Genomic DNA, 25201 nt, shown 5'->3' with positions numbered 1-25201 from the left:
TCTCCGGTAGAACGTTCTGCGGCGAGGCGCGCCTGGGTGTCGTACTCGCCCATCACACCCCGCATCTCCATCCAGGCATCGGCGCAGGACCAGGCCGATCGCGTCGGTGACCGTCCGCCGGTGGGCCTGCGAGCCGCGTAGCCGCTTCGGAGAACATGCAGCTCAAGCCCTGTGTGATGGTTTGACGCGGCACAGGGCGAACGGGGGTCTATGCGACGCCGGTCTGAGCGCGGACCATCCGCGCGTACCATCCGTGCCGGTCGCCGAGCAGGTCGAGGCGATCTCCGTGTTCCGCTACCCGGCCCTCGTCCAGGGCCACGACGGTGTCGAAGGACTCGAGGACGCCGAACCTGTGGGTGATCATCACCGTCGTCCGTCCCGCCCGCTCGGCCAGGATCGCCTCGACGACCTCCAGTTCGGTCATCGGGTCGAGCGCGGAGGTGGCCTCGTCGAGAACCAGCACGGACGCGCCGGCCAGGAGCGCGCGGGCCAGGGCGATGCGCTGTCGTTCGCCGCCGGACAGCAGCGCCCCCCGCTCTCCCACCAGCGAGTCGTAGCCGTCCGGGAGTGCCATGATCCGCTCGTGGACGCGGGTGAGCCGGCAGGCGCGCATGAGATCGTCCGCGGTGGCGTCGGGGGCGGCGTATCGGAGGTTGTCGGCGATCGACCCCTGGAAGAGGAAGGGCTCCTGCGTGGCGATGCAAATCTGTCCGGGCGACGGACGGGTGATCTTCACCCCGTCGATCCGGACCGAGCCCTCGGTGGGCGTGTGCAGGCCGGCCAGCAGGTGGCCGAGTGTCGTCTTGCCCGAGCCGCTCGGGCCGACGACCAGCGTGGTGGATCCGGCCGGGAGGGCGAGACTCACAGCGTCCAACGCCGGGCGGCCCCGCTCGTCTGCGGCGTACCGGAACGTGGCCCCATGGACGGCGAGCGCGCCGGGCCCGGGAACGGGGTCCGGTCGTGCGTCAGGTCCGGGCTCCGGCTCGGGCTCCATGTCGAGGTAGTCGAAGACCCGCTCGAAGGCTCCCTGGGCGGAGCGGAACTCGGTGGAGATGTGCAGGAGTTGCCAAAGGGGCTGGTAGAGCCTGGCCTGCAGCACGGTGAAGGCCACCAGTGTGCCTGGAGTGATCCCGTCGGACAGGCCCGCCGCCACGAACACCAGATAGGGGGTCAACACGAAGAAGACGTGTCCCGCGCTCAGCACCCCTTGGGCCACCAGTCCGGAGCGTACTCCGAGCCGGATCAGCCGCCGGCTTTCCGTGGCGAATCGGCCGGCCTCGTCCGCGCTTCTGCCGTGGACCCTGGCCAGGATGACGGCGCCCAGGCTCAGCCGCTCCGCCACGATGGCCGACAGTTGCGCGCGAGAGTGCTGGCTGACCTCCGACAGGTTCTTGAGCGCTCGCCCGGAGCGGGAGGCCACCCAGACGACGATGGGCGCGAGAATCAGGGCGGCACCCGCGAGCTGGGGGGATAGTGCCACCATCGCGCCGGCGGCGGCCACGAATCCGATGACGCCGGACAGCGTGCTGGGCAGGGTGTCCTTGACGGCGTTCTCGATCTGAGCGGTGTCGTTGGCCAGCCGCGACTGGATCTCGCCACCTGGTGTCGCGGCGAAGAAGGCCAGCGGCATGCGCTGGAGACGGCCGAACAGTTCCACGCGCAGCGCGTGCACCACTTGCTGCGCGACGCGGGCCGACACCCACGACTGGCCGAGGTCCACCACACCCACCGCGCAGGCGGTGGCCGCCGCCAGGCCGGCGATCAGCGCGAGCAGCGGCAGGTCGGGACCGCCCGCGCCGAACAGCGCCCGGTCGAAGACCAGCTGGGTCAGCAACGGGACGGCGGCGTTCAGCGCGGAGTAGGCCACGACGAGCAGGACGACGAAGCAGATGGCGAGCCGGTGCGGCATGAACAGCCGCACGACCCTGCGCCAGGTTCCGGGGGCGGGAGGCTTCTCCGGAGCGAAGAGGGGACGATCGTGCACGGGCCGGGCCTGTCCTTGTCTGCATCGAGCGTCTGGTGACCGAGCGTCTGGTAGATCGAACGTCTGGTAGATCGAACGTCTGATGATCGAACAGAGCCCCGCCCGCCCGTGTCCGGGCGGGCGGGTTCGACTGTCAGTTGTCGGTGCAGCCGAAGTGCTTGATGCAGTTGGTCAGCCGGAGCGCCTCGTTGGCGCCGGGCTCGAGCTCCTGGAGCGCCTGCAGGTCCTCGACGTCGAAGGACATGGTCGTCACCTCCTTGTGAATGCCGGGGCCGCCAGTGGCGCGGCCGTCTGTCATCGCCGTCCCGCTGCGGGAGCGGCGAGCCTGGGGGCCTCCTCCGGCAGCCACAACCGGGCGGACCGGTCGCGCAGTCGGATGAGGAAGGCGACGATCCCCGCCGTACCGGCGAGAAAGGTCGGCGGGAAGTCTCCCTGGGGTCCGGGGACGAGCAGGCGGCCGCGACGATCGGCCGCACGGATTTCGAGGCAGCCGGCCAGATCTCGCGCCCACCGCCGGTAGTGGTCGTCACCGGTGAAGTCGGCCATGTCGAGCAGGAATTCACCGTCGCCGGGCAGTCCGTGGCACGGCACCGGCCCTGACTGCCATCGAGTACGGTGCACGGCCGCCGCGGCCTTGCGCGCCAGGTCCAGCGCGGGCGGGTCGCCGGTGGCACGCCAGTACCTCACGAGGAAGGAGCCGATCCCGGAGGAGCCGCTGCACCAGTGCGGCCGGCGCGGGCGCACCGTGGACAGGTCGCCGCGCTGCGTCGGCCACCAGGCGGTGTCGCCGTCCACTTCGGCGTGTTCGTAGAGGGCGCGGGCGATCTCGTGGACGGTCGCCGTCCAGTCAGGCCGGTGGAGGGCCCGGCCCGCGTGGAGCAGCGCGGTCCCGATGCCGGCGATGCCGTGCGCGAAACCGAAGTGGTTGGCCCCGGCCAGGCCCGAGTCGAACGTCTGCGGCGTCGGCCACTGCGGGTGGCCGTTGCCGTACGACCGCGCCTGATGCAGGTTCTGGAGGGCTTCGGCGGCCCGGTCCCGGAGCGGGAGATCTCCCGAGGCCAGGGCGATGTGCAGGAGCGCCATGCCGCATCCGGCCAGTCCGTGCGTCACGTCGGAGCCGGGGTGGTCGGTCGGCAGTCGCCGCGCCGTCCGTACCGCGAACCGGGCCAGCTCGGCGTCGCCCGTGGCCGTCGCCGCGTCGTACAGCGCCCACACGGCGCCGGAGCGCCCGAAGTGCAGGCCGGGCGGCCAGACGTCCTCGGCCGCCAGCCGCCGCCTCAACCAGCGGGCGAGTTCGGCAGCCGCCCTCGCGTGCGGTTCGGCCCGTGTCAGGACGCCGAGGATTCCCGCCGCGCCGCCGTTGACCGAGCACGGATCGGCTTCGATGCCGTCGGCGGCGTCGGGCCACGGCGACGGGGCGTCCTCGCTCGTGTCCATCGTCTCCACCAGGTGCGCGAGCCCGTCGTCGATCAGGCGGCCGATCCGCTGCGGCGGCCGGGACCGGTGGTGGGGGGCGGCCCGCTCCGGGGCGGGAGCGGTGAGGAAGCGGAGGCAGCTGTCCAGCGACCAGCGCCGTTCCGGTTCTGTCGCCAGCAGGCCCTCCACGAGCGGTCGCAGCAGGGCGAGCGTGGGGTTGGCTGCGGCAACCGCTGCCACCCTGGCCGCCTGGCCGGGGCCCGGCGGGTCCAGGTGGGCGCCGACCGCCAGGAAGTACGCCATCGCGCCGAGACTGTAGAGGTCGGCGCTCGCGTGCGGGGCGGGCCGGAACTCCCCCGTGTGGCCCGCCAGCTCCGGGGCGAGGTAGCCCGGAGTCCCGCCCACCATGACGGTGGTGCCCGGCACGGCCGCGTGTTCCAGGTCGATGAGCCGTAGTTCACCGCCGGGCGAGAGCATCACGTTGTTCGGCGACAGGTCGCCGAACACGTAGCCTCGGCCGTGCAGCGCCTTCAGCAACGTGGTCAGGCGGCTGATGATGGGCAGGACCTGCGCCGGCGCGCTGCCGAAGCCGTCCTCGCCCAGTGGCCCGGCATTCTCGTCCGACCAGCGCTGCAGCGTGATCCCCGGCACGAGCTCCTCGACGAGGAAGATGTGGCCGCCCTGCTCGAAGAAGTCCACCACGGCCGGTGTGATCCCGGCCGTGGCGAGGGCTTCCAGGCAGGAACGTTCGGCCGCGATCCGATCCCGCGCGTCGCGGCCGCTCAGATCGGCGCACGCGTGCGGACGCCCCTCCTTGACGACGACCTCGTGGCCGGTGGCGGTGTCCTCGGCGAGGTAGACGCCGCCCCGGTTGGCATGCCGTACGGCCTTACGGACGATGAACCGGTCATTGAGCATCACCGCAGACGCCCGCGGGCGCCGGCTCGCCACCGGAACCTCGAACGGGCAGGTCGCGAACGGCGGCGGGGAGAAGCTGGGCCGCCGTTCGTCGGGAACGAGCCGGCCCTGCGGCGAACGCAGCCGAATCTCGTAGAACCCGTCGTTGCCGAGCACGCGGTGCCCGCTGAAGGCGCCGTAGCGGTAGTGGACGATCCCGCCCGCCCGGTACGGACGGTCGGAAAGGATCACCGGACCGGGAAGTCCGCGGGTGGCGTCATCGAGCAGGGCGGCCAGGCGTACCGACGCGGCGTCGTCGAGGGGATAGACGGTGATGAACTTCCCGGCCTGCGCCCGGCTGCAGTGCGGCTCAAGGAGTTTCCAGTAGTCGCTCAGCCGGGCGGGAAACTTGAAGGCGCAACGGGCCTCGGCGAGTACTCGCGAGACGCGGGCGAGCGCCAGCGGGGCGGAGAGCATCGTCGCGGAGACGTGCAGCTTCCATCCCTGGTCGGGCATCGGGTAGGCGTCGGGGGTGACCTTGCACCAGAGGTTGTCCTCGACGATCGACCAGTCCTGTGCGCCCGCGCGCCCGAGTTCGGCGGTCACGATGTCGCGCAGAATGGCCGGGTCTTCTGAATGCATGCCCACGTGACCCGCTTCCACCGTCGCCGCTTGCCTGCGGAACCGAGAGTCGCGAAGCGCTCTTGCAGATGAATGGGAAATGAATTGAATGCGAGGTGAGAGCTCCTCTCCCAGCCGGAGGTGAGCGCCACTCCCTGTATCGGTCGCATTTAGCTGAGATGCCGGAGGTGAGGCACGGCGCGAAGCAGCCCGGACGCTTTCTGGGCGAGAGCTCGACGGCCGGGGTTTGCGCCTTCGCTTTCGACCCCTATTTCATTTTCCGATTTTGCGGTTTTGGGCTGCCCGATTTTAAACGCTCAAACCTTTTCCCGTGGTTATCGTGCAGTTCTCCTGGCGCTCAGCGTTTCATCATGTCATGTGTGACATGCTACTGATCGTGTGCGGCGCGAGGCCGCACGCCCGATCATCAAAGGGGAAATCGTTGAAGCAGATCGTCAAGCGTGGAGCCGCGGTACTCGCCGCAGGGGCGGCGGCCGCGGGGGCGCTCGCGTTGAGCGGCCCGGCATCCGCTGCCACGACTACGACCACCTGCAGTGACAGCGTCCTGATCTCGGGCCTCTCCACCAAGGCCTGCGTGGATCTCACCGGCACCCAGGCACGGTTATACGGCACCGTCGGCGCGCCCGGCATCGCGGAGCCTGGACCCGGCGGAGTCATCACCCCACAGCGCGCAGAGGTGGAGGTGTCCGGCCAAGTCGTCGGTGGCCTGTTCCTCGGCTCCCGGCGGCAGTCGGTGAGCATCTGGAACAACACCGTGACCGTTGAGGGCGCCACCGCGACCGTCCCCTGCGGATCGACGGTTCGCGCCGAGGTCAAGCTGTCCCAGGGGCCCGTGGGTCCCGGCGGGCCCAGCTTCTACGGCCCTGCCTCCGTCACGGTGGACGCGCCGGTCGGCTGCTGAAACAGATGGATCGACGGTGGGCGCGGAACAGCCGTTCCGCGCCCACGTGCGCATGCCCGCGGCAGCGCTGAGGTCGTAGCGCTGGAAGGGCAGGTGGTCGCCCGCCACCGACACCGTGCCGGCCGAGCTGGAGATCCGCCGAGGAGATCCTCGAATCCCTCGCTGAATATTGCCGGCGAATTTCAGGCGGATGACACTAGTCGCCGTGGAGCCCGTCGGGGTCGCAGTAGTCGATCTCGTTCGTCGGCTTGAAGTCGGCCACGATGATCTCGCGCCGGAACGGGCCGCCGCTCTCCATCTCCTCGGCGGACGCCTCGAAGGTGAAGCGCTGCATGGGCCGCAGCAGCCTGCCCGCGATGACCACCGGCCTGCGCACCGAATAGATGGCGGGGAACGGGCAGCAGTAGTAGCTGCCGAGCGGCTTGCCCGCCGCGTCTACGGCGTAGGCGATGGCGCCGTCCCGGAAGGCGGCGTCGATCTGCGCCTGGATGTGCAGCGTGGCGGCCGGGTCGGGGTCGTACTCCCACATCTCCTTGACGGCCTGCCGGGCCTTGGGGTCGGCCTGCCAGTAGTCCCGCCGCTGCGGGTCGGTCAGGCACCACGGGTCGAGGTCGCGCAGATTCGCCTCAAGGGACTTGTACGTCGCCGCGGGCCTGGTGACGGTGCTCTGGTAGGTGGCGATGTGCCTGGGCATGGCGATGAGCTGACCCACGTGGTAGTAGAGCTCCAGGGACCGCTGCAGCCGTTGCTCGATCGCCTCGTGCAGGCTCGGCTGCGGATCGGCCTTGAGCAGCCCCTCGGCGTAGTCGGCGGCGGTGGCGGCCTCGGCCACGAGCTGGCGCAGCCGCTGCAGGTCGGCCTGGTGGTCGTGGGCGTCGGCGACGGTCTGCTCGAACACGCCGAAGGCCACTTCCGCGTGCCGGCGGATCGCGCGGGTGGCGGCCAGCATGCCGTGCAGGTGGGGCAGCGGGCACGGGTCCGCCTCGGCCCATTCGGGCAGGTCGGCGGGCAGCTGGAGCTCTGTCTCGACCAGATAGCGGGTGTTGCCGGCCGCCTGCCGGGCGCGTGACACCCAGCCTTCCACCTGCGCGAAGCACGCGGCCACCTGCCGGCTGGTGACCGGCGGCACGTAGCCCGCGGTGCGCGGGTCGGCGCTGTAGTCGGAGTCGAGCAGCTGCTCGCCGATGGTCTGCAGCACGAACGCGTTCCAGGTGCACAGCAGCTGCCCGGAGGCGGACTGCGGGCCGTGCCAGAGGTTGACGCCGTCCTGGACCAGGCGTAACCGCAGCTCCTCGGCACGCTCCAGCTCGGTGTAGACCAGGCCCCCCGCCCGCCGGTACGCCTCCAGCTCGTCCGCGCGCACCTCGCCCTTGTACGCCGCGACCATCCGCGTCATCAGCGTCGGCCGTCCCGGATCATTGGCCATCATGTACGTCCCCGTCCTCTTCCCCCGTGACAATTGGTGATCCGTACCCTAAGCCGCCATCCCTTCGGCGGGCCATCCATGGCGAGCTCCGGAATCAGCCCGCGCGGCACGGAGGTGACGCCCTACGATCGGGGGATGGCCGTCCCCGAGCTGATCCGCATCGTGACGCGTTCGTCTCCCATGGCGCTCGCCCAGGTCGAGCGCGTCCGGCGGGAGCTGGCCGACCGGCATCCCGGCATCCGCACCGAGGTCGTCCCGGTCACCACGTCCGGCGACCGGTGGCAGGGGGCGCTGTCGGCGCTGGGCGGCAAGGGCGCCTTCACCAAAGAGGTCGACGAGGCGCTCCTGGCCGGCCAGGCCGACCTGGCGGTCCACTGCATGAAGGACGTGCCCGCCGACCGCCCGCTGCCGGCCGGCACGGTGTTCGCGGCCTTCCTCAAGCGTGACGACCTGCGCGACGCGCTCGTGCACCCCGGCGGCCTGAAGCTGGACGCGCTGCCCGAGGGCACCCGGATCGGCACGTCGTCGGTGCGGCGCGTGGCCCAGCTCGCCGCGTCCCACCCGCAGCTGCGCTGCGTGCCGATGCGCGGCAACGCCAACCGGCGCCTGGAGAAGCTGGACGCGGGGGAGGCCGACGCGCTGCTGCTGGCGGTGGCCGGGCTGGAGCGCATCGGCCGGCCGGAACGGATCACCGAGGCGCTGTCGCTGGAGACGATGTGCCCGCCGATCGGCGCGGGCGTGCTGGCCCTGCAGTGCCGGGAGGACGACCCGGCGACCGTCGACGCGGTCGCCGGGCTGGGGCATGCCGACACGTGGCGGGAGATCACGGCCGAGCGCATGCTGCTGCACGTGCTCCAGGGCCACTGCAACTCGCCCATCGCCGGGTACGCCCGCGCCGAGCGCGACGGCCGGTTGTCGTTGCGCGCCCGGGTCTTCTCCCCCGACGGCAAGCGCGTGCTCGACGCGCACGAGTGGGCCGGCCCGCTCGACCCGGCGACGCTCGGCACCTCCGTCGCTGTCGCGCTGCTCCGCCAGGGCGCCCGGGAACTGATCGACACCATCCCTCACTGACGGCGGGCCGCCTATGTCGTGGCGGCCGCCATCTCGTCCTGGTCGCGGAGGGGTTCGTCGCCGTGCAGCAGCCACTCCAGCGTGGCGGGGGTGGCGTCGAAGTGCCCGGCGTGCCCGGCGTCGGGCTGGACGGTGAGGGTGGCGGTGGGGATCCGGGCGGCGAGCCAGCGGGCGTGCGCGACCGGCACGACCCCGTCCAGCTCGCCGTGCCACAGCCGGACCGGAACGGTGATGGCGGCGGGGTCCACCTCCCAGGGCCTGCCGAAGAGGGCGATGACGTCGTCGGCCCAGCCCCCGAGGCCGGGACGGACCGCCGCGGCGTAGGCGGCCGCCAACATGGCGCTGACCTCGGGCCGCGTCAGGACGGCGGCCTCGAACGGCGGCAACTGCGGCGGCCCGGACGAGTCCGCCCCCAGGTGGGCGATCATCGCGTCGCGATCCTGGAGGGCGACGGCGGCGCTGCGTCGGTTGCCCTCCATCATCCCGGCCGTCCAGTCCAGCCCTTCGGCGTCGCGCGGGGCCGGCGCCGCCAGCGTGGCGACCCGGACCGCCCGGCCGGGGTGGCGGGCGGCGAACGCCAGCGCGTGCGGCCCGCCGCCGGAGACCCCGTAGACGGCGAACTCGTCCAGGCCGAGCGCGTCGGCCACGGCGGCGACGTCGTCCGCGCCGTCCACGACGCGCCGCCCCGGCAGCGGCGTCGAGCCGCCGAGGCCGGGGCGGTCGAAGGTGATCAGCCGGATGCCGAGCCTGGTGTACAAGGAGTCGTCGGGGTGGCGGGCCAGGCGTCCCACGGGGGTGCCGTGCAGGTAGAAGACGGGTGTCCCGTCGGGGACGCCCCACTGCTCCACGGCAAGGGTGCGGCCGTCTCGCGTGATCACTGTGTGCACTCCGCCACGCTAGCCAGGACGACACCAGTGCACCGTAGGTTTCATTTCCGGCGAAACAGACGCGGCTGCGTACGGGGCGGGCGGACCTGGCGGAGACGGTGAGCTTCGTCGGAGTGTGACGCCGGGCGGTCAGGCTCGGCGGGCGCGGCACGCGAGGCGGCCGGCGACGGCGAGGACGAGGTCGCGCAGTTCGGCGGGACGTTCGATGACGAACGGGCGGTCGAGCGCGGCGAGCACGGCGGGCAGCCAGTCGAGCCGTTCGACCCGCAGCTCGACCCGCCACCAGCGCCCACCCGCCGGACGGGCCTCCCCAGCGGCCTCCGCAGCGGGCTCGTCAGCGGTCTGCGCAGCGGGCTCGACGGCGAGGGCGTCAGCGGGGTCGAGAGCGGGGTCGTCGGTGATCTCCTCCATGGTGGCGACGGCGGCGGGCAGGCGGGCGCGGATCTGCTCGGCCGTCCCGTGGATCCGCAGGGTCACCTCGTGCCGGTAGGACGCGGTGGCGAACCCCGACAGGACGCGCTGCGCCGGATCCGGGCCGGCCGGCGCCTCGAACGAGCCGGGCAGGGTCCGGGCGTCCGCGACGCGGTCGAGGCGGAAGGTCCGGTTCTCGCCGAGGCCGGGGTCCTCGCCGGTGACGTACCAGCGGCCCGCGTGGCTGACGATCCCGTACGGGTGCAGCGTGCGGTCACTGCGCCGGCCGGTGCGGTCGGCGTACCGGATCGAGACGGGCCGGCGGTGGCGTACGGCGTCGGCGATCGTGAGCAGGACGGCGGCGTCCGGCCCGGCGGGCCCGCCGGGCGGGCCGGTGAAGGCGAGGGATTCCAGGAGCGCGTCGAGCCGGCGGACGAGCCGTTCGGGCAGCACCCGGCGGATCTTCGCGGCCGCCGTCTCGCTCGCAGTGTCGCTCGCCGTGTCCCCGGCGTCGCCCGCCGTGCGCCGGTTGGCGAGCAGGCCGAGCAGCACGGCCAGCGCCTCGTCGTCGTCGAGCATGAGCGGCGGCAGGCGGTAACCGCGGGCGAGACGATAGCCGCCGTAACGGCCGCGCACCGACTCGACCGGCAGCCCGAGGTCGACGAGCTGACCGACGTACCGCCGCACGGTACGGCCGTCGACGCCGAGCCGGTCGGCCAGTTCGGCCATCGTCCGGACGCCGCCCGACTGCAACAACTCCAGGAGCGTGAGCACACGACCGGTGGGTGGCGACATGAATACGAGCCTATGGCGAATAGTGGACCGAATCCGTCCAGTATCAGTCGTACCGTGCGGGGTGCCAAGAGCTGCACGAACACTGAAGGAACGTCATGAACTTCGTATCGATCCGCATCATCACCGACGACGTCGCCCGCCTCGCCGGGTTCTACGAGCAGGCCACCGGGACCCCGGCGACCTGGTCCACCGAGGACTTCGCCGAGATCAGGACCGGCACCGCCACGCTGGCGATCGCGAGCACCCGCACCGTCCCGCTGTTCGCCCCGGGCTCCTCCCGCCCGGCCGACAACCACAGCGTGATCGTCGAGTTCCTGGTGGACGACGTGGACCGCGTGTACGAGAACCTGACCGGCTTCGTCACCGACTTCGTCAACGAGCCCACCACGATGCCCTGGGGCAACCGGTCGCTGCTGTTCCGCGACCCCGACGGCAATCTCGTCAACCTCTTCACCCCGGTCACCCCGGCCGCCGTGGCGAGATCCGCCCGCTGATCGGAAAACCAGCGGGCGGGGTCAGGCGGCGGGGGTGCGGCGGCGGGACTGCCAGGACAGGTGGGCGTCGCGGACCTTGGTCCACAGGGCCTCGCGCTCGGCGCCGTTGACGTCGTCGAGGCGCAGCCCGAACACCTCCTCCAGGGCCTCGAACCACTCCCGCCGGGTGGACAGCTCCCGTTCGGTCCTGCCGTCCGCGCCGACCCGGCGCAGCATGCAGCCCACCAGGCAGTCGGCGCCCGTCGCGTCGCGCCGCAGCACGACGGCGGCCCGCACCAGCCGGGACTCGGGCGAGGTGCACAGGTACGGATGCCACTCCACGAAGTCCCCGGGCTCGGCGGGCGCCCGCTCGACGTCCAGCCCGGCGATCGACCCGCGGGGGTCGTGGTCGAACCGCCAGCCGCCGGGCTCCACGTCCGAGGCGGACAGCCGGAACTCGAACGGCCCCTGCCGGTACGTCCCCGCCCGCAGCGGCAGCGGCTCGTGCAGCCCGTCGCCGAGCCCGATGTCCACCAGCCAGTCCTGCCCGTCGAGGGCGACGGTGAGCGCGAGGTGCGGCGCGAACGACGCCGGCGAGGCGGGCGCCCGGACGGCGGCCTGCACCCCGGCCCGATGCCAGGTGACGTCGTAGCCGAGCGCGGTAAGCAGCGTGGCGAACGCCCCGTTGAGCTGCACGCAGTAGCCGCCGCGCCCGCGCAGCACCCGCTCGACCGACTCGCGCGGGTCCACGGTGATCCGCCGGCCGAGCTGCACCTCCAACGTCTCGTACGGCACCCGCTCCACGTGCGCGCGGTGCAGGGCGCGCAGCGCCGGGAGCGACGGCTCGCCGGGGTCGCCGACGTCCAGCCGGTCGAGGTAGGCGTTCAGGTCACGGTCACGAGTTCGCCGCATGGGCCCTCCCTTCGGTCGCCGCGTCCATCGTGGTCCGCCGCGCGGCCGTCCCGCACCTCGCGGATTGCTCGCCGCGCGGCGGTGCCGGACGGCGAGCCCGGGCGACCGAGCACGGCGGCGGGCGGCCGTACCGCGCAATCCACGAGATGCGGCGGCGCGCGGCCGCGACCGACGATGACCACGATGACGCTGCCCTGAGCGGTTCACCGGGAGGAGACGACCAGATGCGCAACCAGACTGTCGCACCGGAGCGGGTGAGCGCCCGATGGGAGGATCACCTGCCCGACCTGCTGGACAAGCTGGGATTGCCGGCCGAAGGGGTGATCCAGGTGGGCGCGCACCGGGGCCAGGAGGTGGAGGCGCTCACCAGGTGCGGTTTCCGCCGCCTGGTCATGATGGAGCCCAACGGCGACCACCTGCCCGCGCTGCGCGAGCAGCTCCGGCTGCACCACCTGGCCGCCGGGCTGCCCGAGCCCGAGCACGGCCACCCGGCCCGCGAGGTCGTGGCGGCGTGCGCCGGCCGGGAACGCGGCCAGGCCACCCTCAACGTCACCCCCTACGACAAGCAGTCCAGCATGCTGCCGCCGCTGCTGCCCATGGCCGTCGTCCGGCAGGACGTCGTCCCGGTGATCCCCGTCAGCGAGGTGCAGCACGGCTGCAACGTGCTGGTGGTGGACGCCCAGGGCGCCGAGCTGGAGGTGCTGGCCGGGACCGACCTGAGCCGGCTGCGGCTCGCCGTCGTCGAGGGCAGCGTGACGGCCCGCTACAGCGGCGGCTCGACCCTCGACAGCATCGCCGAGCACATGACGGCGCACGGCTGGCGCGAGGTGGCCGCCTGGCCGCACCTGCGTCCCGGCGTCGTGGACGTCGCCTGGCTGGCCCCCTGGCCCACCCCGTTCTGATGGATCGGCCGTCGGACGGGGGCCTGGCGTGCGAGCGCCGCGGGGCGGTGGCCGTCCTGCGGCTCGACCGGCCCCGCGTGCGCAACGCGCTCGGGTCCGGGCTGGTCGCGGCGCTCGGCTGCGCGCTGGCCGAGCTGGACGACGACCCGGGGGTGCGCGCCGCCGTGCTGACGGGCGCGCCGCCGGGGTTCTGCGCGGGGTCGGACCTGAAGGAGCTGTCCGGGATGACGCGTGAGGGCATGGTGCGGCACGAGGCCGACACCGGGCGCGTGGCCAGGGCCGTCCAGCATCTCGGCATCCCCGTGGTGGCCGCCGTCGAGGGCTTCGCGCTCGGCGGCGGCTTCCTGCTGGCCACCGGCTGCGATGTGGTGGTCACCGCCGAGGACGCCCGCTGGCACCTGCCGGAGGTGCGGCTCGGCTGGGTGCCGCCCTGGGGCATCCAGAGCCTGGCCGCCCGGGTCGGGCCGGTCGCCGCGCGGCGGCTGGTCTGGGGCGACCGCCCGCTGACCGGCCGCGAGCTGCACGGGATCGGCGGCGCCGACGAGCTCACGGCGCCGGGCCAGGCCCTGGCGTGCGCGCTGGAGGTGGCGGCGGGGCTCGCCGCGCTGCCCCCGCACGCGGTCGCCTCCGCCAAGCGGGCGCTGGCCGACGCGGTGAGCGGGCCCGCCGAGACGCTCGACGCGCGTACGACCTGGATGTTCGGCGCCGACTGCGCCTCCGCCGCGGCCCGCGAGAGCCTGGCCCGCTTCGGAGCCCGCCCATGACCGGCCAGGACCAGGCCCCGGCCCCGGTCCCGGACCAGGTCCCGGACCAGGCCCCGGATCAGGTCCCGGACCAGGCCCCGGATCAGGTCCCGGACCAGGCCCCGGATCAGGTCCCGGACCAGGCCCCGGATCAGGCCGCGGACCAGGCCCCGGAGCCGGCGGCGGCCGGCCGGACGGGCAAGGTGTGCGGGGCGGCCGAGGCTGTCGCGCTCATCGAGGACCACCAGGCCGTCGCCAGCACCGGCGTGATCGGCTGGTTGACCCCCGACGCCCTGCTGGCCGCGCTCGGCGAGCGCTTCGCCGCCACCGGCGCCCCCCGCGAGCTGACCTTCTACTTCCCCTGCGCCACCGGGGACGCCGTCGGCATCGGCGGCATGGACCACGTGGCCAGGAAGGGCCTGATGCGCCGCATCGTGTCCGCCTCGTTCATCAACCCCCGCCACCCGGTGACCGGCGCCCGCCCGGCCCTGACCGAGCTGATCCAGAACGACCTCGTCGAGGCGTACAGCTGGCCGATGGGCGCGGCCATGCACTGGCTGCGCGAGGTGGCCCGGCGCGGCCCCGGCTACCTGACCCGCGTCGGACTCGGCACGTACGCCGACCCCCGGCACGGCGGCGGCAGGTTCACCCGCCTGGCCCAGGAGGACCTGGTGGAGCTGGTCGAGCTGGGCGGGGAGGAGTACCTGTTCTACCCGTCCTGGCCGCTGCACGCCGGCCTGGTCCGGGCGAGCGCCGCCGACCCCGACGGCAACCTGTCCTTCGAGGACCAGCCGCTGTTCTCCAGCGCGCTGGCCATCGCCCTCGCGGTGAAGGCGTGCGGCGGCACCGTGATCGCGCAGGTGTCGCGGATCGTGCCTGCCGGCTCGTCGCCTGCGCGGGAGATGCGGGTGCCCGGGGCGCTCGTCGACCGGGTCGTCGTGGTCCCGGACGCGCCCATGACCACCGGCGTACGGCACGACCCCGGCTACCTGCGGCACGTGCCCGACGCCGTCGCGCGAGTGCCGCGGCTGCCGTCCGGGCCGGACAAGGTGATCGCCCGCCGGGTCGCCAGGGAGGTCAGGCCGGGGGAGACCTCGATCTTCGGGTTCGGCGCCTCCTCCGACGCCGTCCTGGCCATGGCCGAGGACGGCCTGCTGGACGACGGCCGCCTGGACGAGCACCTGTTCACCACCGAGCACGGCTCGTTCGGCGGCATCGTGATGAGCGGCTGGCAGTTCTCGGCGAACTACTCGCCGCGGGCGCTGCTCGACGGGCCCTCCCAGTTCGACTTCATCGACGGCGGCGGCTGCCCGTTCGCCGCGCTCGCCTTCGCCCAGATCGACGCCGAGGGCAACGTGAACGTCAGCCGGTTCGGCGCGGCCAACCCCGGCGCCGGCGGGTTCGTGGACATCGCGCACAACGCCACGCGGCTGGTCTTCGCCGGCACGCTGACCACCGACGGCCTCCGGGTGAGCTGCGCCGACGGCGGGCTGCGGATCCTGGCCGAAGGGCGGGTGCGCAAGCTGGTCCCGCGGGCCGGGCACGTCACGTACCGGCTGGGCGAGGGCGTGCGGCGCGGGCAGTGGGCCCGCGTCGTCACCGAGCGGGCCGTCTTCGACGTCACCGCCGGCGGCCTGGAGCTCGTGGAGCTCGCGCCCGGGGTGGACCTGCGCCGCGACGTGCTCGACCAGATCGGCTTCCCGGTCCGCGTCTCGCCGTCGCTCGTCCCCATGGACCCGGCCCTCTTCCGCCCCTGACCGTCGGCGGGTGCAAGGCCGGGCCGGGGCCGGGGGCAGGTGCCCGGCTGTGGGCCGCCGCCGCCCCCTCTGGTTCACGCCGCCCGCCTCGCCCCGGCCGCCGTGCCGGCCGTCGCGCCGGTCGCCGTGCCGGTCGCCGTGCCGGCCGCCGCCCCGGACGTCAGGGAGCGGACCTCCGCGGCCAGGTGGTCCATGGCCGCGTGCAGCAGCGCGTCCGACAGGTACGGCGCCGGCCCGAGCCGCAGGTGGTCGCCCCGGCTGTCGGCCTGCACCCCCCGCGCCGCCAGCCCCGCCCGCAGCCGCCCCGCGTACGGCGAGCGCAGCGCCAGGAACCCGCCGAACTCCTCGGGCGCGGCGTCCAGGTCCCGGCTGACCACGTGCGGGGGCGCGCCGATCTCGTCGAAGCGCGCCGCCAGCAGCCCGCGCTGCCGCAGCGACACCGCCCGCAGCACCTGCGGCGTCAGCCCCTGCGCGGCGAAGAAGTCGAACACCCGGGCCGCCCGGTAGTGGCTCACCGGATCGTAGGTCGCCCCCGCGAACCGGGCCGCCCCCGCCGGGTAGCCGACCCGGCCGCCCGCCCGCGGGTCCTCGGCCAGCTCGGCGAACTCCGAGTACCACCCGGTCACCACCGGCCGCAGCCGGTCGGCGTGCGCCGGCAGCCGCAGCACGCAGTTGCCCTCCCCGAGCTGCAGGTACTTGTACCCGCCCGCCACCACCCAGGCCGACTCCAGGCCCGCCGTCGAGAACGGCACCACGCCCAGCGCATGGTAGGCGTCCACCAGCAGCTCGGCCCCCCGCAGGCGGCAGGCGGCGGCCAGCGCGTCCAGCTCCGGCACGATCCTGGCCGTCTCGAACAGCACCGCCGAGACCAGGACGGCGGCCGTGCGCCCGTCGGCCGCGTCCGCCAGCCGCGCGGCCAGCGTGCCCACCGGCTCCGGCGGGACGACGACCACCTCCACCCCCTCCTCGGCCAGCCGGGCGAGCTGGCGCCGCAGCGTGTGGAACTCGCCGCCGGAGGTGACCAGCCGGGGCCGGCCGCGCAGGTCCAGCGCCGACAGGAAGCGCAGCACCAGCTCGTGCGTGCTGGACCCGAGGGCCAGCTCGGCGTACGGGTCGCCGAGGAAGAGGCGGAACCCCTCCCTGACCCGGTCGGCCTTCTTGAACGCGGCGGCCCACTTGTCGTCCACGTCCCGGGCGGCGTCGTCGAACGCCTCGATCTGCCCGGCCAGCGCCACGTCCGGCCAGGCCTGGTGGGAGTGGCCGGTGAGCAGCAGCCGGTCGGCCGCGCGGAAGGCCGAGTAGTGCGGCGCCAGGCGTCCCGAGATGTCGTTCATGCCATGCTCCTGACGGCCCACAGGTCGGGGAACGCCGGCGTCAGCGAGGCCCGCAGGTACGCCCCGCCGCTGGAGCCGCCGGTGCCCGGCCGGGCGCCGATGGTGCGCTCGACCATCTTCAGGTGCCGGTACCGCCACTCCTGGAGGCATTCGTCCAGGTCCACCAGGCGCTCGCAGAGCTGGGCCGCGCCGGTGTCGTCCCGGTAGACCCGCAGCAGCAGGTCCTGCACCGGCTCCGACGGCTCCAGCGGCAGGCGTACGTCGCGGTGCAGCCGGTCCTGCGGCACCTCGTAGCCGCGCAGGTACAGGTACGTCAGCAGCGAGTCGTACAGCGTGGGCCTGGCCATCGCCGCCTCGATCCGGGCGCGGGCCGGGCTGCCCTCGGCCTGGCCGAGCAGCATGCGCTCGTCGCGCCGGCCCAGCACCGCCTCGATCTCGCGGAACTGCGCCGACTGGAAGCCGCTGCTGGTGCCCAGCTTGCCGCGGAAGGCGGCGAACTGGAACGGCGTCATCGTCTCCATGACGTCCATCTGGGAGACCGCCAGCCGCATCAGCTTCAAGGACCGGTGCAAAGTCCGCATGGCGTGCGCGGTGAATCCGCCGGCGAGTTCGAGTTGCAGCTCGGCGAATTCGTGCAGCAATTGTTTGAACCACAGCTCGTACACCTGGTGGACGATGATGAACAGGGTCTCGTCATGGCTCTCGGAAACCGGTCGCTGCGCCGTGAGGATCTCCTCCAGCGCCAGGTAGGACGAGTACGTCAGGACGGTGTCTTCTCTCATGGCCCCAACGATGCGCCTCCCGGGGGACGGGCGACAGGGCATTCCCGGGCAGCTACCTGCCCCGCCGGGACCGCTTCCTGCAATTCGCCGGAAACGCATTCCGGAAGATGTGGAAAAGGCCGTCCGGCGGCACGGGGAATTCAGCACGACACGAGATGCGGCCGCCCGCGGCCCCGCGTGACGATGGCGCCGAGGGGGTGCCGAGCCCCATCAGCGAGCGAACTGCGAGGAAACATGCCATGACCTCACCGGAGATCATCAAGAGGGGCGGCCCCGGCAAACGTGCCCCTCGGCTCGACGGGCTGCGCGGATATCTGGCACTGGGCGTGATCGTGGTGCACGTCGCCTTCGCCGCCGGCGTCATCGGCTTCTACGACAAACCGTCCGTCGGCATCTGGCCCGTGCTGATCCAGGGGCTCAACGTGCTGCTGCCGCCCTTCTTCGTGATGTCCGGCCTGCTGCTGTACCGGCCGTTCGCCAGGGCGACGATCGTCGGCACGTCGCGTCCTGAGCTCAAGGGCTACCTGATCAAGCGCATGCTGCGGATCCTGCCCGCGTACTGGCTGGTGGCCGTGGCGGCGCTGCTGCTGCTCAACCTCAAGAGCGTCGACGGCCTGTGGTACGTGCTCAGCCCCCTGCTGCTCATGCACTACTACGTGCCGGGCCCCGAGGCGGGCTACGCCGGGCTGGAGCCCACCTGGACCGTGCCCGCCGAGGTCACCTTCTACCTGGCGCTGCCCATTCTGGCCTGGATCTTCGACCGGTACGCCAGGAAGGCCGCCGACCCCGGCGCCAAGGCCCGCCGTCTGCTGGTCCCGCTGGGCGTCTTCGTGCTCGTCGGCCTGGCCTGGACGGCGTACACGCACCTGGAGTCGATGGGCCCCTTCCCGTACGAGTACTTCTGGGTGATCGGCTTCACCGGCTTCCTGGCCATCGGCATGGGCCTGGCGATCCTGTCGGCGTACGCGGAGGCCAAGGACACCACGCCCGCCTTCTACCGGCTGGTGGCCCGCCGTCCGCTGCTGTTCTGGCTGGGCGCGGCCGTCGTCTACGTGATCAACTGCATCCGGCCGTTCGGCAAGCCCGGCATGGCCGACTACGCCACCGTGCCCGAGGCGATGGCCGAGATGGTGCTGTTCCTGGTCTTCGCGCTGCTGATCATCGCCCCGGTGGTGGTGCCCGGCGTGCACTCGAAGGTCATCGACGCCGTGCTCACCAACCGGCCGATGCGCTTCTTCGGCCGCATCTCCTACGGCGTCTACCTGTGGCACTTCATCCTGCAGTACCTCTGGCTGCAGAACGGCAGCGTCTTCGGCGCGCCGCCGGTGCCGATGCCGATGGTGATGGGCAAGTCCGGCTTCTGGGAGCTGCTGGCGGTCGTGCTCGTGGGCACGGTCGCGGTCGCGACGGTCAGCTACTACCTGGTCGAGCTGCCCGCGATGCGGCTGCGCGAACGCCTGGTGGCCCGGCGCGCCGAGGCCGAGCCACGCCGGGCGGCCGAGAGCCCGCGCGTCCCGGTCTAGGGGTGCTCAGAAGGGGTGAGGTCCGAAGCGCCCCCAGGCGACGAACGCGGCCAGCAGGAACAGGATCGCGTTGACGGCGATCGCGCCGGGCTCCTTGCGGCGGACGTGCACGAGCGCGGCCGGCACCATCACCACGGCCAGGCCGGCCGCGGCCAGCGGGGTCAGGAGGGGCGCGACGCCGGTGACCGCGGGCAGGATCAGCCCGAGCGCGCCGGCCAGCTCGGTGAGGCCGATGAGGCGGACGGCGCCGGCGGAGAAGTCCTCGGCCCAGGGCAGTCTGGGCTCCAGCTTCTCCTTGGGTTGCGTGGACTTGGTGAGTCCGGCGAGCCCGAACAGGAGGGCGAGCACGGCCTGCACGATCCACAGGGCGATGTTCATCACGGGTTCCTTCGCGAAAGCGGGGGGTGGCCGGGGCGATGCGCCCCGGCGTGGCCGGTCGAGGGGTGAGGACGGTCCCGGGCCTTCAGGCCGGGGACGTCAGGAGCAGGTGACGGCGATCTTGCCGAGCGTGCCCGCGCGGAAGGCGGCGAACGCCTCGGGGGCCTGCTCCAGCCGGTAGGTGGCGGTGACCGGCACGCGCAGCGCGCCCGCCGCGACCCGGGTGGCCAGCTCGGTCAGGGTCCGCGGGTTCGGATCGGCCATGACGGTGTGCACGGTGACCGCGGCATCCTGGACGGCGTCCTGGACGGCGTCCTGGGTCAGGCCGAGGGTCGAGGCGAGCCGGCCGCCGTCGCGCAGCAGCCCCGCCAGCTCGGCGCCGTCGCCCGCCAGGTGCAGCACGGCGTCCACGCCCGCCGGGGCCAGCGCGCGGACCTGCGCGGCCAGGTCGCCGCCGTGGTCGACGAGCTCGACCTTGGCGTCGGTGAGCCCGGCGACGAAGTCGGCCTCGGCGCCGGGACGGGCGGTGGCGATCACCCGGGCGCCGCGGGCGGCGGCCAGCTGCACGGCCAGCGCGCCCACGCCGCCGGTGGCGCCGGAGATCAGCACCGTCTCACCGTCGGCCGGGGCGACGGCGTCGAGGCTGTCCAGCGCCGCGGTGCCGGCCAGACCCAGCGCGCCCGCCTCGGCGGCGGTCAGCCCCTGGGGGAGCGGGGCGATGCCGTAACCGGCGGACACGGTGACGTACTCGGCCATCGAGCCGGGGCCGAGGAACGGCTTCATCACCACGCCGAAGACCGGCTGCCCGACGGTGAAGCCCTCGGCGCCCTCGCCGAGCGCCTCGACGGTGCCGGCGAAGTCCTTACCCACGACCAGCGGGAACCGGTGCTCCATCGCCTGCTGCAGATAGCCGGCGGCCACGGCCACGTCGAAGCCGTTGACCGAGGAGCCCGCGACCTTCACCAGCACCTCGCCGGCCGCCGGCCGCGGGACGGGCAGATCGGCCAGGGCCGGGTCGGCGGGGACGGAGTTCATCATGACAGCACGCATGAGCTGCACCTCTCAGAAAAGTGGAACGGGCTACCCGTTTCGTGCCGTCAGCGTAGCAAGAAAAACGGGTAGGTCGTTCCACTTGGGTAGGATGGGCGCATGGATCATCCCGCCGACACCTCAGGTGAGCAGCCCGGCCCGGGCTTTCGCGCCGATGCCTCAGGTGAGCAGCCCGGCCCGGGCCTTCGCGCCGACGCCGAACGCAACCGCGAACGCATCGTGGCCACCGCCCGCCGCCTGTACGCCAGCCACGGCCTCGGCGTCTCCATGGCCTGCATCGCCCGTGCCGCCGGCGTCGGCAAGGCCACCCTGTCGCGCCGCTTCGCCACCCGCGAGGAGCTCATCAACGCCGTCTTCGCCGACCGCATGGACGCCTACGCCGCCGCCGTCGCCGAGGCGCTGGCCGACCCCGACCCCTGGCACGGCTTCGTCGGCTACGTCCGGTCCGTGTGCGCCATGCAGGCCGCCGACCGGGGCTTCGCCGACGTGCTGGCCATGACTTTCCCCGCGGCCAAGGCGCTGGAGAAGCGCCGGGCCGCGGCCTACCAGGGCTTCCTCGACCTCATCGAGCGCGCCAAGGCCACCGGCCGGCTGCGGGCGGACTTCACCGACCAGGACATGGTCATCCTGCTGATGGCCAACGCCGGGGTCATCGCCGCCACCGGGGACGCCGCCCCGGACACCTGGCGCCGCCTCGTCGGCCAGATGCTGCGCGCCTACGCCGCCCCCGGCGCCGACCTGCCCCCGCTGGAGCCGACCCCCGCGCCCACCGCCCTGTACCGGGCCATGGTCCGCCTCACCCGCCCCGCCGCCGGCCCCGGCGACGGCCGGGAGTGAGCACCGGGCGGCGACGGCCTGGAGTGAGCAGCCGGGCGGGGCCGCCTGGAGTGAGCAGCCGGCCGGGACGGGGGGCGGCGGCCGGCCCGTGGGGGCCGGTCCCGGCCGTCACGAGATCGGTCCGGCTAACCCGCCCGGGTCATGGTGGCCTCGTAGCCGCCGCCCGGCCACTCCCACCGGCCGCTGATGGTCCGGCCGTCCTCGCTGAAGGCGCCGGTGAACCCGGCAGGCGAGCCCTCCGCGCCGAACCAGATGTGGAGGTCGCGCCCGTCGAGCTTCCACACGTAGACGAAGTTGTTGCCGGTGCTGTCGAAGTAGTGCGAGCGCAGCGCGCCGCTCTCGGGGTCGTGGCCGATGTACTCCACGCCGGTCATCGTGCCGCCGCCGTGGCTCATCTCGACGCGCTGGACGAGGAAGAAGCCGCCGTCCATCCACTCGAAGACGAGCCGGCCGCCGGTCGCCTCGCCGGTGCCGAAGTCCTTGCCCGTCATCTCCCACGTGCCGACCAGCGGCTGCAGGGTCTGCAGCGAGGGGTCGGGGGTGGGGAGCTGGTTCTGCGGGTTGGCCGTCTCTGTCATGTTCCCTCCACGGGACAGGTCGATGCCCGGTACGCCGATCGCGTACCGGGCGGGGGTTGGCTCACTTGGCGCCGAAGAACGCCTTGACCCGGGACCAGCGGCCCCAGACGACCAGCGCCAGGACGACCAGCAGGACGGCCTCGATCACGGGGACGCCGCCCAGCACGATCGCGTTGGTGCCGGCCGCGCCGATCATCAGGCCGATCAGCGCCAGCGCGGCCACGCCGCTCAGCCGCGGGATCAGCAGCCCGATCGCGCCGGCGATCTCCAGCACGCCGACCACGTAGCGGAACCACTGGCCGGCGCCGATGTCCTCGAACATGGCGACCATGGTCGGGTCGCCGGCGAGCTTGAGCACGCCGCCCAGGCCGACCTGGAACGCCAGAAGGACCTGGGCGACCCAGAGGGCGATGTTGACGCCGCGGCCGGTGGACCGGCCGACGGCGGACGTGCTGTTCGTGGTGCTCATGCAGTCCTCCTTGAGGAACTAGTTGACGATCTCCATCTGGCCCATCATCCCGATGGCCGAGTGCTCCAACATGTGACAGTGGTAGACGTATCGCCCCAGGTAGTCGCCGAAGCTGGCCTGGAAGCGCACGGTCTCGCCCGGCTGGATGAGCACCGTGTCCTTCCATCCCGCCTCGCCCGGCTGCGGCGGCGTGCCGTCGCGGTCCAGGATCCGGAACTGGGCGAGGTGGGTGTGGAAGTTGTGCGGGACGCCGAAGCCGGAGCCCCCGACGTTGGTGTCGGAGTTGGTGACCTCCCAGACCTCGCTGGTTCCCCGCTTGACCTGCATGTCCACCCGGTTGGCGTCGAACGCCCGATTGTTGATCAGGGCCTGGATGTTGACCGGGTCCAGGCTGAGGGTGAGCTGCCGGGTCTGCGTGGCCGCGGCCAGCGGGACCATCGCGCGCAACTGGCTGGGCACGCGGCTGCGGTCGACGGCCCGCCGTACGACGTCGAAGCGGAGCACGGAGCCGCTCACGTCCTCCAGCGTGATCTGCGTGCCCAGCGGGAACGCGCCGAAGTCGATCACGACCTCGGCCCGCTCGCCCGAGGAGAGCACCAGCTTGGACGTCGGCACCGGCGCCGCCAGCAGCCCGCAGTCGGTGGCGATCTGCGTCATCTGGGCGCCGTTGCTCAGCGACAGCTCGAAGATCCGGTGCGTGGAGCCGTTGAGCAGGCGCAGCCGGTACTTGCGGGCCGCGACCTGGAAGTACGGCTGGGCCTTGCCGTTGGCGATCAGCGTCGGCCGGTTGTAGGGGTCGGCCGGGTCGAAGACGAGCCCGCCCTGGTCGTCGAAGAGCGCGTCGCGCAGCAGGATGGGCACGTCGTAGGCCCCGGACGGCAGGCCGAGCTGCTGCTCGTCGGCGCCCTCGACCAGGTAGAAGCCGTGCATGCCGCGGTAGACGTGCTCGGCCTCCATGTGGTGGGTGTGGTCGTGGTACCACAGCGTGGCGCCGGCCTGCGCGTTCGGATAGTCGTAGGTCTTCGACTTGCCGTCGGCGATCAGGTCCATCGGGTACCCGTCGCTGGCCGCCGGCACGCGGCCGCCGTGCAGGTGCACGTTCGCCTCGTGGCCGAGCCTGTTGTCGAAGGTGACCAGCGCCCTGCGGCCCTGCCGGGCGCGGATGGTGGGGGCGGTGAACTGGCCGCCGTACGTCAGCACGGGCGTGCTCACGCCCGGCAGGATCTGGGTGGTCGCCTGCTGGATGGACAGCCGGTAGAAGTCGATGCCCGGCAGGGTGGCCACGGGGGCCAGCACCGGGGGCACCGGCATCGCGACGCTGAAGGGCGCCGCGGTGGCGCCGGTGCGGACCGCGGGGACCCGGCCGCCGTGGTCGTGCATGCGCATCATGTGCTGCTGCTGCGCCTGCTGTTCCGGCTCGCCGAACAGCCCGCGGGACACCGGGGTGAGCGCGGCGCCTCCTGCCAGGCCACCGAGAACGATCAAGCGCCGTCGGCTTAACATACGGGAACTCCCATCGCCATGTCCGAGCGTGGCATCGCCCGCCGGCACGGTCTTCTTCTGAAGTGCTCACTTCACGGGCGGATGCCGTGGGAGCGGTGCCGCCGCCCGGAGGGCGGCGGTGGTTCAGCCCACGGACAGGCGGCGCGGGGTGCGCCCGTCCAGGCAGTCGGCGTTGTAGGCGTCGAGCAGGCCCTGAGCCCGCCGCGACGCCTCGGCGAAGCAGTCGTCGGGGTCGGCGCCGTCCAGCACCCGGGCCATGGCCTGCGTCATCAGGTCCTGGATCCCGGCGAAGTCCCCGAGCACCGCGCCCAGCGCGGCGGGGGAGCCGTCGGCGGCGCGCAGCTGGGCGGTCGCGGCCCGGTGCACCGGGTGCCGCGCGAACCAGCCCTCCTCCTCCAGCAGGCCGGCCGCGGCCCTGGTGACCGGCAGGAAACCGGCCTCACGGTGCCACCGCGCCGCGTTGCCCGCGCTCAGCAGGTGCTGGACGAACGCCAGCGCGCCGTCCCGCCGCTCCGGCGGCAGCCCGTCGGTCAGCCAGAGCGCCTGGCCGGAGACCAGGTGCCCGGCGCGCGGCAGGCTCTCGTTGTGCGGCAGCGGGCTCGCCGTCACCTCGAACCCGGCCTCCCGCCCGCGCTCGGCGATCATGCCGGCCACCACCGAGGACGCGACCGTGAACGCCACCCGCCGCTCCAGGAACGCCCCCAGCGCCGGGCCCCAGTCACCGGGCTCGCCGGCGCGCAGGTAGTGGCCCTCGGCGTGCAGGCGCCGCCACCAGGCGGCGTAGGCCAGCAGCTCCTTGGAGGCCAGGTCCACCCGTCCGGCGCGGCCGGCGCGGCCGTTGTCGTGGTCGGCCAGCAGGCCGCCCTGCCCGGCGACGGCCTGCTGGAACAGCCAGCCGTGGTTGGCCCAGGAGACGCCGTGCGGCGGGCCGCCGGGCAGCGCCCGTACGGCGGCGCACGCGCGCTCCAGCTCCTCCCAGGTGCGCGGCGGCGCGTCGATGCCGGCCGCGCGGAGCAGGGTGGCGTTGCTGAGCAGCACCGCCGTGGTCGCCGTCGCGGGCGCGGCGACGAGCTCGCCGCGGTAGGTGTAGTGGCCGCGGACGGCCGGTTCGAGGTCGGCGAGCACGACCGGCTCGCCGAGGATCTCCGCGCGTCCCCCGACGGCGCGCTCGATCGGCGTGAACAGCGGTGCGCCGGAACGCGACCGGGTGTCCAGCGCGAGCCGGGTGGCCGTGGCGTAGTACTCCGCCAGGTCCGGCGGCTCGCCCCGGCCGGCCGCGGCGGCCACCGCGGCGGGCAGCTCGCGGAAGCCGTGCCCGGTGATCTCGATCCGGAGGTCCGGGTGCGCGGCCTCGAAGTCGGCGGCCATCCTCCTGATCGGGCCCAGGTAGTCCGGCAGGGGATGCTCGGCGATCCAGACGCTGATGACCGTTCTCATTCGCCTCATGATGAACGCGGCCACCCCGCCGCACATCTTGTGAAATGCGGTGTTTCGTGAGCTCAGACAGCAATTCAAAGGATGTGGGCCCCG

Annotated in this window: 22 protein-coding genes; 8 read left to right on the top strand and 14 right to left on the bottom strand. The window is 73.1% G+C overall.

The genetic code is table 11. The features are described from left to right. Positions 1 to 208: 208 nt before the first annotated feature. On the bottom strand, positions 209 to 1984 hold the full coding sequence (locus tag AB0J76_RS35040) for an ABC transporter ATP-binding protein (RefSeq protein ID WP_352325542.1): 1776 nt from the start codon (positions 1982 to 1984) through the stop codon (positions 209 to 211). A 294-nt stretch (positions 1985 to 2278) separates the two neighbouring features. After that, on the bottom strand, positions 2279 to 4939 hold the full coding sequence (gene lanL / locus AB0J76_RS35035) for a class IV lanthionine synthetase LanL (protein WP_352325541.1): 2661 nt from the start codon (positions 4937 to 4939) through the stop codon (positions 2279 to 2281). A gap of 421 nt (positions 4940 to 5360) precedes the next feature. Here lanL and AB0J76_RS35030 point away from each other — a divergent pair, with 421 nt between their 5' ends. Continuing rightward, entirely contained in the window at positions 5361 to 5840 is a 480-nt protein-coding gene (locus AB0J76_RS35030; RefSeq protein WP_352325539.1) for a hypothetical protein, read from the top strand. A gap of 196 nt (positions 5841 to 6036) precedes the next feature. Here the strand turns inward: AB0J76_RS35030 and AB0J76_RS35025 are convergent, their stop codons facing one another. Beyond that, positions 6037 to 7269, bottom strand: a complete 1233-nt coding sequence (locus AB0J76_RS35025; protein ID WP_352325538.1) for a hypothetical protein — start codon at positions 7267 to 7269, stop codon at positions 6037 to 6039. Positions 7270 to 7401: 132 nt separating this feature from the next. On the opposite strand from AB0J76_RS35025, the gene hemC reads away from it, so the two are divergent. Next, positions 7402 to 8337, top strand: coding sequence for a hydroxymethylbilane synthase (gene hemC / locus AB0J76_RS35020; protein ID WP_352325537.1), 936 nt, complete (start codon positions 7402 to 7404; stop codon positions 8335 to 8337). A gap of 11 nt (positions 8338 to 8348) precedes the next feature. On the opposite strand, the gene AB0J76_RS35015 is transcribed toward hemC, so the two are convergent. Both AB0J76_RS35015 and AB0J76_RS35010 read right to left on the bottom strand, forming a co-directional pair. Next, positions 8349 to 9224, bottom strand: coding sequence for an alpha/beta hydrolase (locus AB0J76_RS35015; protein ID WP_364391968.1), 876 nt, complete (start codon positions 9222 to 9224; stop codon positions 8349 to 8351). A 129-nt stretch (positions 9225 to 9353) separates the two neighbouring features. Next, positions 9354 to 10430: a WYL domain-containing protein gene (locus AB0J76_RS35010; protein ID WP_352326500.1), complete on the bottom strand. Its 1077-nt coding sequence runs from the start codon at positions 10428 to 10430 to the stop codon at positions 9354 to 9356. 95 nt (positions 10431 to 10525) lie between these two features. Between AB0J76_RS35010 and AB0J76_RS35005 the strand changes: the two genes are divergently transcribed. Further along, positions 10526 to 10924 carry a VOC family protein gene (locus tag AB0J76_RS35005; protein ID WP_352326501.1) on the top strand — a complete coding sequence of 133 codons (399 nt, stop codon included), beginning with the start codon at positions 10526 to 10528 and terminating at the stop codon, positions 10922 to 10924. 21 nt (positions 10925 to 10945) lie between these two features. Here the strand turns inward: AB0J76_RS35005 and AB0J76_RS35000 are convergent, their stop codons facing one another. Beyond that, a complete protein-coding gene (locus AB0J76_RS35000) occupies positions 10946 to 11815 on the bottom strand; it encodes an arylamine N-acetyltransferase (protein ID WP_352326502.1) in 870 nt (289 codons plus the stop codon). 224 nt (positions 11816 to 12039) lie between these two features. Here AB0J76_RS35000 and AB0J76_RS34995 point away from each other — a divergent pair, with 224 nt between their 5' ends. Genes AB0J76_RS34995 through AB0J76_RS34985 form a run of 3 tightly spaced genes read left to right on the top strand, consistent with a single transcriptional unit; the run spans position 12040 to position 15217 of the window. Further along, entirely contained in the window at positions 12040 to 12717 is a 678-nt protein-coding gene (locus AB0J76_RS34995) for an FkbM family methyltransferase (protein WP_352326503.1), read from the top strand. Next, positions 12717 to 13481 carry an enoyl-CoA hydratase/isomerase family protein gene (locus AB0J76_RS34990; RefSeq protein ID WP_364391963.1) on the top strand — a complete coding sequence of 255 codons (765 nt, stop codon included), beginning with the start codon at positions 12717 to 12719 and terminating at the stop codon, positions 13479 to 13481. Before AB0J76_RS34995 ends, AB0J76_RS34990 begins: the two co-directional genes overlap by 1 nt. Continuing rightward, positions 13478 to 15217, top strand: coding sequence for a CoA-transferase (locus tag AB0J76_RS34985; protein WP_364391961.1), 1740 nt, complete (start codon positions 13478 to 13480; stop codon positions 15215 to 15217). The genes AB0J76_RS34990 and AB0J76_RS34985 overlap by 4 nt, the downstream gene beginning before the upstream one ends. Positions 15218 to 15291: 74 nt before the next feature. Here AB0J76_RS34985 and AB0J76_RS34980 read toward each other — a convergent pair whose 3' ends face one another. Both AB0J76_RS34980 and AB0J76_RS34975 read right to left on the bottom strand, forming a co-directional pair. Further along, positions 15292 to 16551 (bottom strand): kynureninase, encoded by a 1260-nt coding sequence (locus AB0J76_RS34980; protein ID WP_352326509.1) that lies wholly within the window; start codon positions 16549 to 16551, stop codon positions 15292 to 15294. Beyond that, positions 16548 to 17333, bottom strand: a complete 786-nt coding sequence (locus tag AB0J76_RS34975) for a tryptophan 2,3-dioxygenase family protein (RefSeq protein WP_352326511.1) — start codon at positions 17331 to 17333, stop codon at positions 16548 to 16550. Before AB0J76_RS34975 ends, AB0J76_RS34980 begins: the two co-directional genes overlap by 4 nt. A 239-nt stretch (positions 17334 to 17572) precedes the next feature. Here AB0J76_RS34975 and AB0J76_RS34970 point away from each other — a divergent pair, with 239 nt between their 5' ends. After that, positions 17573 to 18856 carry an acyltransferase gene (locus tag AB0J76_RS34970; RefSeq protein ID WP_352326512.1) on the top strand — a complete coding sequence of 428 codons (1284 nt, stop codon included), beginning with the start codon at positions 17573 to 17575 and terminating at the stop codon, positions 18854 to 18856. A gap of 6 nt (positions 18857 to 18862) precedes the next feature. Here the strand turns inward: AB0J76_RS34970 and AB0J76_RS34965 are convergent, their stop codons facing one another. Both AB0J76_RS34965 and AB0J76_RS34960 read right to left on the bottom strand, forming a co-directional pair. Further along, the gene (locus AB0J76_RS34965; protein ID WP_352326514.1) at positions 18863 to 19234 is read right to left on the bottom strand and encodes a DoxX family protein; all 372 of its coding nucleotides are present in this window, start codon (positions 19232 to 19234) and stop codon (positions 18863 to 18865) included. Between the two features lie 99 nt (positions 19235 to 19333). Next, the gene (locus tag AB0J76_RS34960) at positions 19334 to 20284 is read right to left on the bottom strand and encodes an NADP-dependent oxidoreductase (RefSeq protein WP_352326516.1); all 951 of its coding nucleotides are present in this window, start codon (positions 20282 to 20284) and stop codon (positions 19334 to 19336) included. Positions 20285 to 20383: 99 nt separating this feature from the next. On the opposite strand from AB0J76_RS34960, the gene AB0J76_RS34955 reads away from it, so the two are divergent. Continuing rightward, positions 20384 to 21121: a helix-turn-helix domain-containing protein gene (locus AB0J76_RS34955; RefSeq protein ID WP_352326517.1), complete on the top strand. Its 738-nt coding sequence runs from the start codon at positions 20384 to 20386 to the stop codon at positions 21119 to 21121. Between the two features lie 125 nt (positions 21122 to 21246). Here the strand turns inward: AB0J76_RS34955 and AB0J76_RS34950 are convergent, their stop codons facing one another. The 4 genes from AB0J76_RS34950 to AB0J76_RS34935 form a co-directional block, all read right to left on the bottom strand. Continuing rightward, positions 21247 to 21699 (bottom strand): DUF1579 family protein, encoded by a 453-nt coding sequence (locus AB0J76_RS34950; RefSeq protein WP_352326519.1) that lies wholly within the window; start codon positions 21697 to 21699, stop codon positions 21247 to 21249. Positions 21700 to 21760: 61 nt separating this feature from the next. Then, a complete protein-coding gene (locus AB0J76_RS34945; protein ID WP_352326520.1) occupies positions 21761 to 22168 on the bottom strand; it encodes a DoxX family protein in 408 nt (135 codons plus the stop codon). An 18-nt stretch (positions 22169 to 22186) separates the two neighbouring features. Beyond that, the gene (locus AB0J76_RS34940) at positions 22187 to 23653 is read right to left on the bottom strand and encodes a multicopper oxidase domain-containing protein (RefSeq protein WP_352326521.1); all 1467 of its coding nucleotides are present in this window, start codon (positions 23651 to 23653) and stop codon (positions 22187 to 22189) included. A gap of 141 nt (positions 23654 to 23794) precedes the next feature. After that, a complete protein-coding gene (locus AB0J76_RS34935) occupies positions 23795 to 25108 on the bottom strand; it encodes an extracellular solute-binding protein (RefSeq protein WP_364391955.1) in 1314 nt (437 codons plus the stop codon). Positions 25109 to 25201 lie beyond the last annotated feature (93 nt).

It is taken from the genome of Nonomuraea sp. NPDC049624 (assembly GCF_040675255.1).
GTDB lineage: Bacteria > Actinomycetota > Actinomycetes > Streptosporangiales > Streptosporangiaceae > Nonomuraea.
The sequence above is the reverse complement of the archived record's forward strand: the minus strand, read 5'-3'. Positions and strand labels throughout refer to the sequence as shown.

What these genes read in the sequence shown, in the direction of transcription:
- lanL (WP_352325541.1), bottom strand. Translation starts at nt 4,939, where the DNA reads ATGCATTCAGAAGACCCGGCCATTCTGCGCGACATCGTGACCGCCGAA.
- AB0J76_RS35025 (WP_352325538.1), bottom strand. Translation starts at nt 7,269, where the DNA reads ATGATGGCCAATGATCCGGGACGGCCGACGCTGATGACGCGGATGGTC.
- hemC (WP_352325537.1), top strand. Translation starts at nt 7,402, where the DNA reads ATGGCCGTCCCCGAGCTGATCCGCATCGTGACGCGTTCGTCTCCCATG.
- AB0J76_RS35010 (WP_352326500.1), bottom strand. Translation starts at nt 10,430, where the DNA reads ATGTCGCCACCCACCGGTCGTGTGCTCACGCTCCTGGAGTTGTTGCAG.
- AB0J76_RS35005 (WP_352326501.1), top strand. Translation starts at nt 10,526, where the DNA reads ATGAACTTCGTATCGATCCGCATCATCACCGACGACGTCGCCCGCCTC.
- AB0J76_RS35000 (WP_352326502.1), bottom strand. Translation starts at nt 11,815, where the DNA reads ATGCGGCGAACTCGTGACCGTGACCTGAACGCCTACCTCGACCGGCTG.
- AB0J76_RS34995 (WP_352326503.1), top strand. Translation starts at nt 12,040, where the DNA reads ATGCGCAACCAGACTGTCGCACCGGAGCGGGTGAGCGCCCGATGGGAG.
- AB0J76_RS34990 (WP_364391963.1), top strand. Translation starts at nt 12,717, where the DNA reads ATGGATCGGCCGTCGGACGGGGGCCTGGCGTGCGAGCGCCGCGGGGCG.
- AB0J76_RS34985 (WP_364391961.1), top strand. Translation starts at nt 13,478, where the DNA reads ATGACCGGCCAGGACCAGGCCCCGGCCCCGGTCCCGGACCAGGTCCCG.
- AB0J76_RS34980 (WP_352326509.1), bottom strand. Translation starts at nt 16,551, where the DNA reads ATGAACGACATCTCGGGACGCCTGGCGCCGCACTACTCGGCCTTCCGC.
- AB0J76_RS34975 (WP_352326511.1), bottom strand. Translation starts at nt 17,333, where the DNA reads ATGAGAGAAGACACCGTCCTGACGTACTCGTCCTACCTGGCGCTGGAG.
- AB0J76_RS34970 (WP_352326512.1), top strand. Translation starts at nt 17,573, where the DNA reads ATGACCTCACCGGAGATCATCAAGAGGGGCGGCCCCGGCAAACGTGCC.
- AB0J76_RS34965 (WP_352326514.1), bottom strand. Translation starts at nt 19,234, where the DNA reads ATGAACATCGCCCTGTGGATCGTGCAGGCCGTGCTCGCCCTCCTGTTC.
- AB0J76_RS34960 (WP_352326516.1), bottom strand. Translation starts at nt 20,284, where the DNA reads ATGCGTGCTGTCATGATGAACTCCGTCCCCGCCGACCCGGCCCTGGCC.
- AB0J76_RS34955 (WP_352326517.1), top strand. Translation starts at nt 20,384, where the DNA reads ATGGATCATCCCGCCGACACCTCAGGTGAGCAGCCCGGCCCGGGCTTT.
- AB0J76_RS34950 (WP_352326519.1), bottom strand. Translation starts at nt 21,699, where the DNA reads ATGACAGAGACGGCCAACCCGCAGAACCAGCTCCCCACCCCCGACCCC.
- AB0J76_RS34945 (WP_352326520.1), bottom strand. Translation starts at nt 22,168, where the DNA reads ATGAGCACCACGAACAGCACGTCCGCCGTCGGCCGGTCCACCGGCCGC.
- AB0J76_RS34935 (WP_364391955.1), bottom strand. Translation starts at nt 25,108, where the DNA reads ATGAGAACGGTCATCAGCGTCTGGATCGCCGAGCATCCCCTGCCGGAC.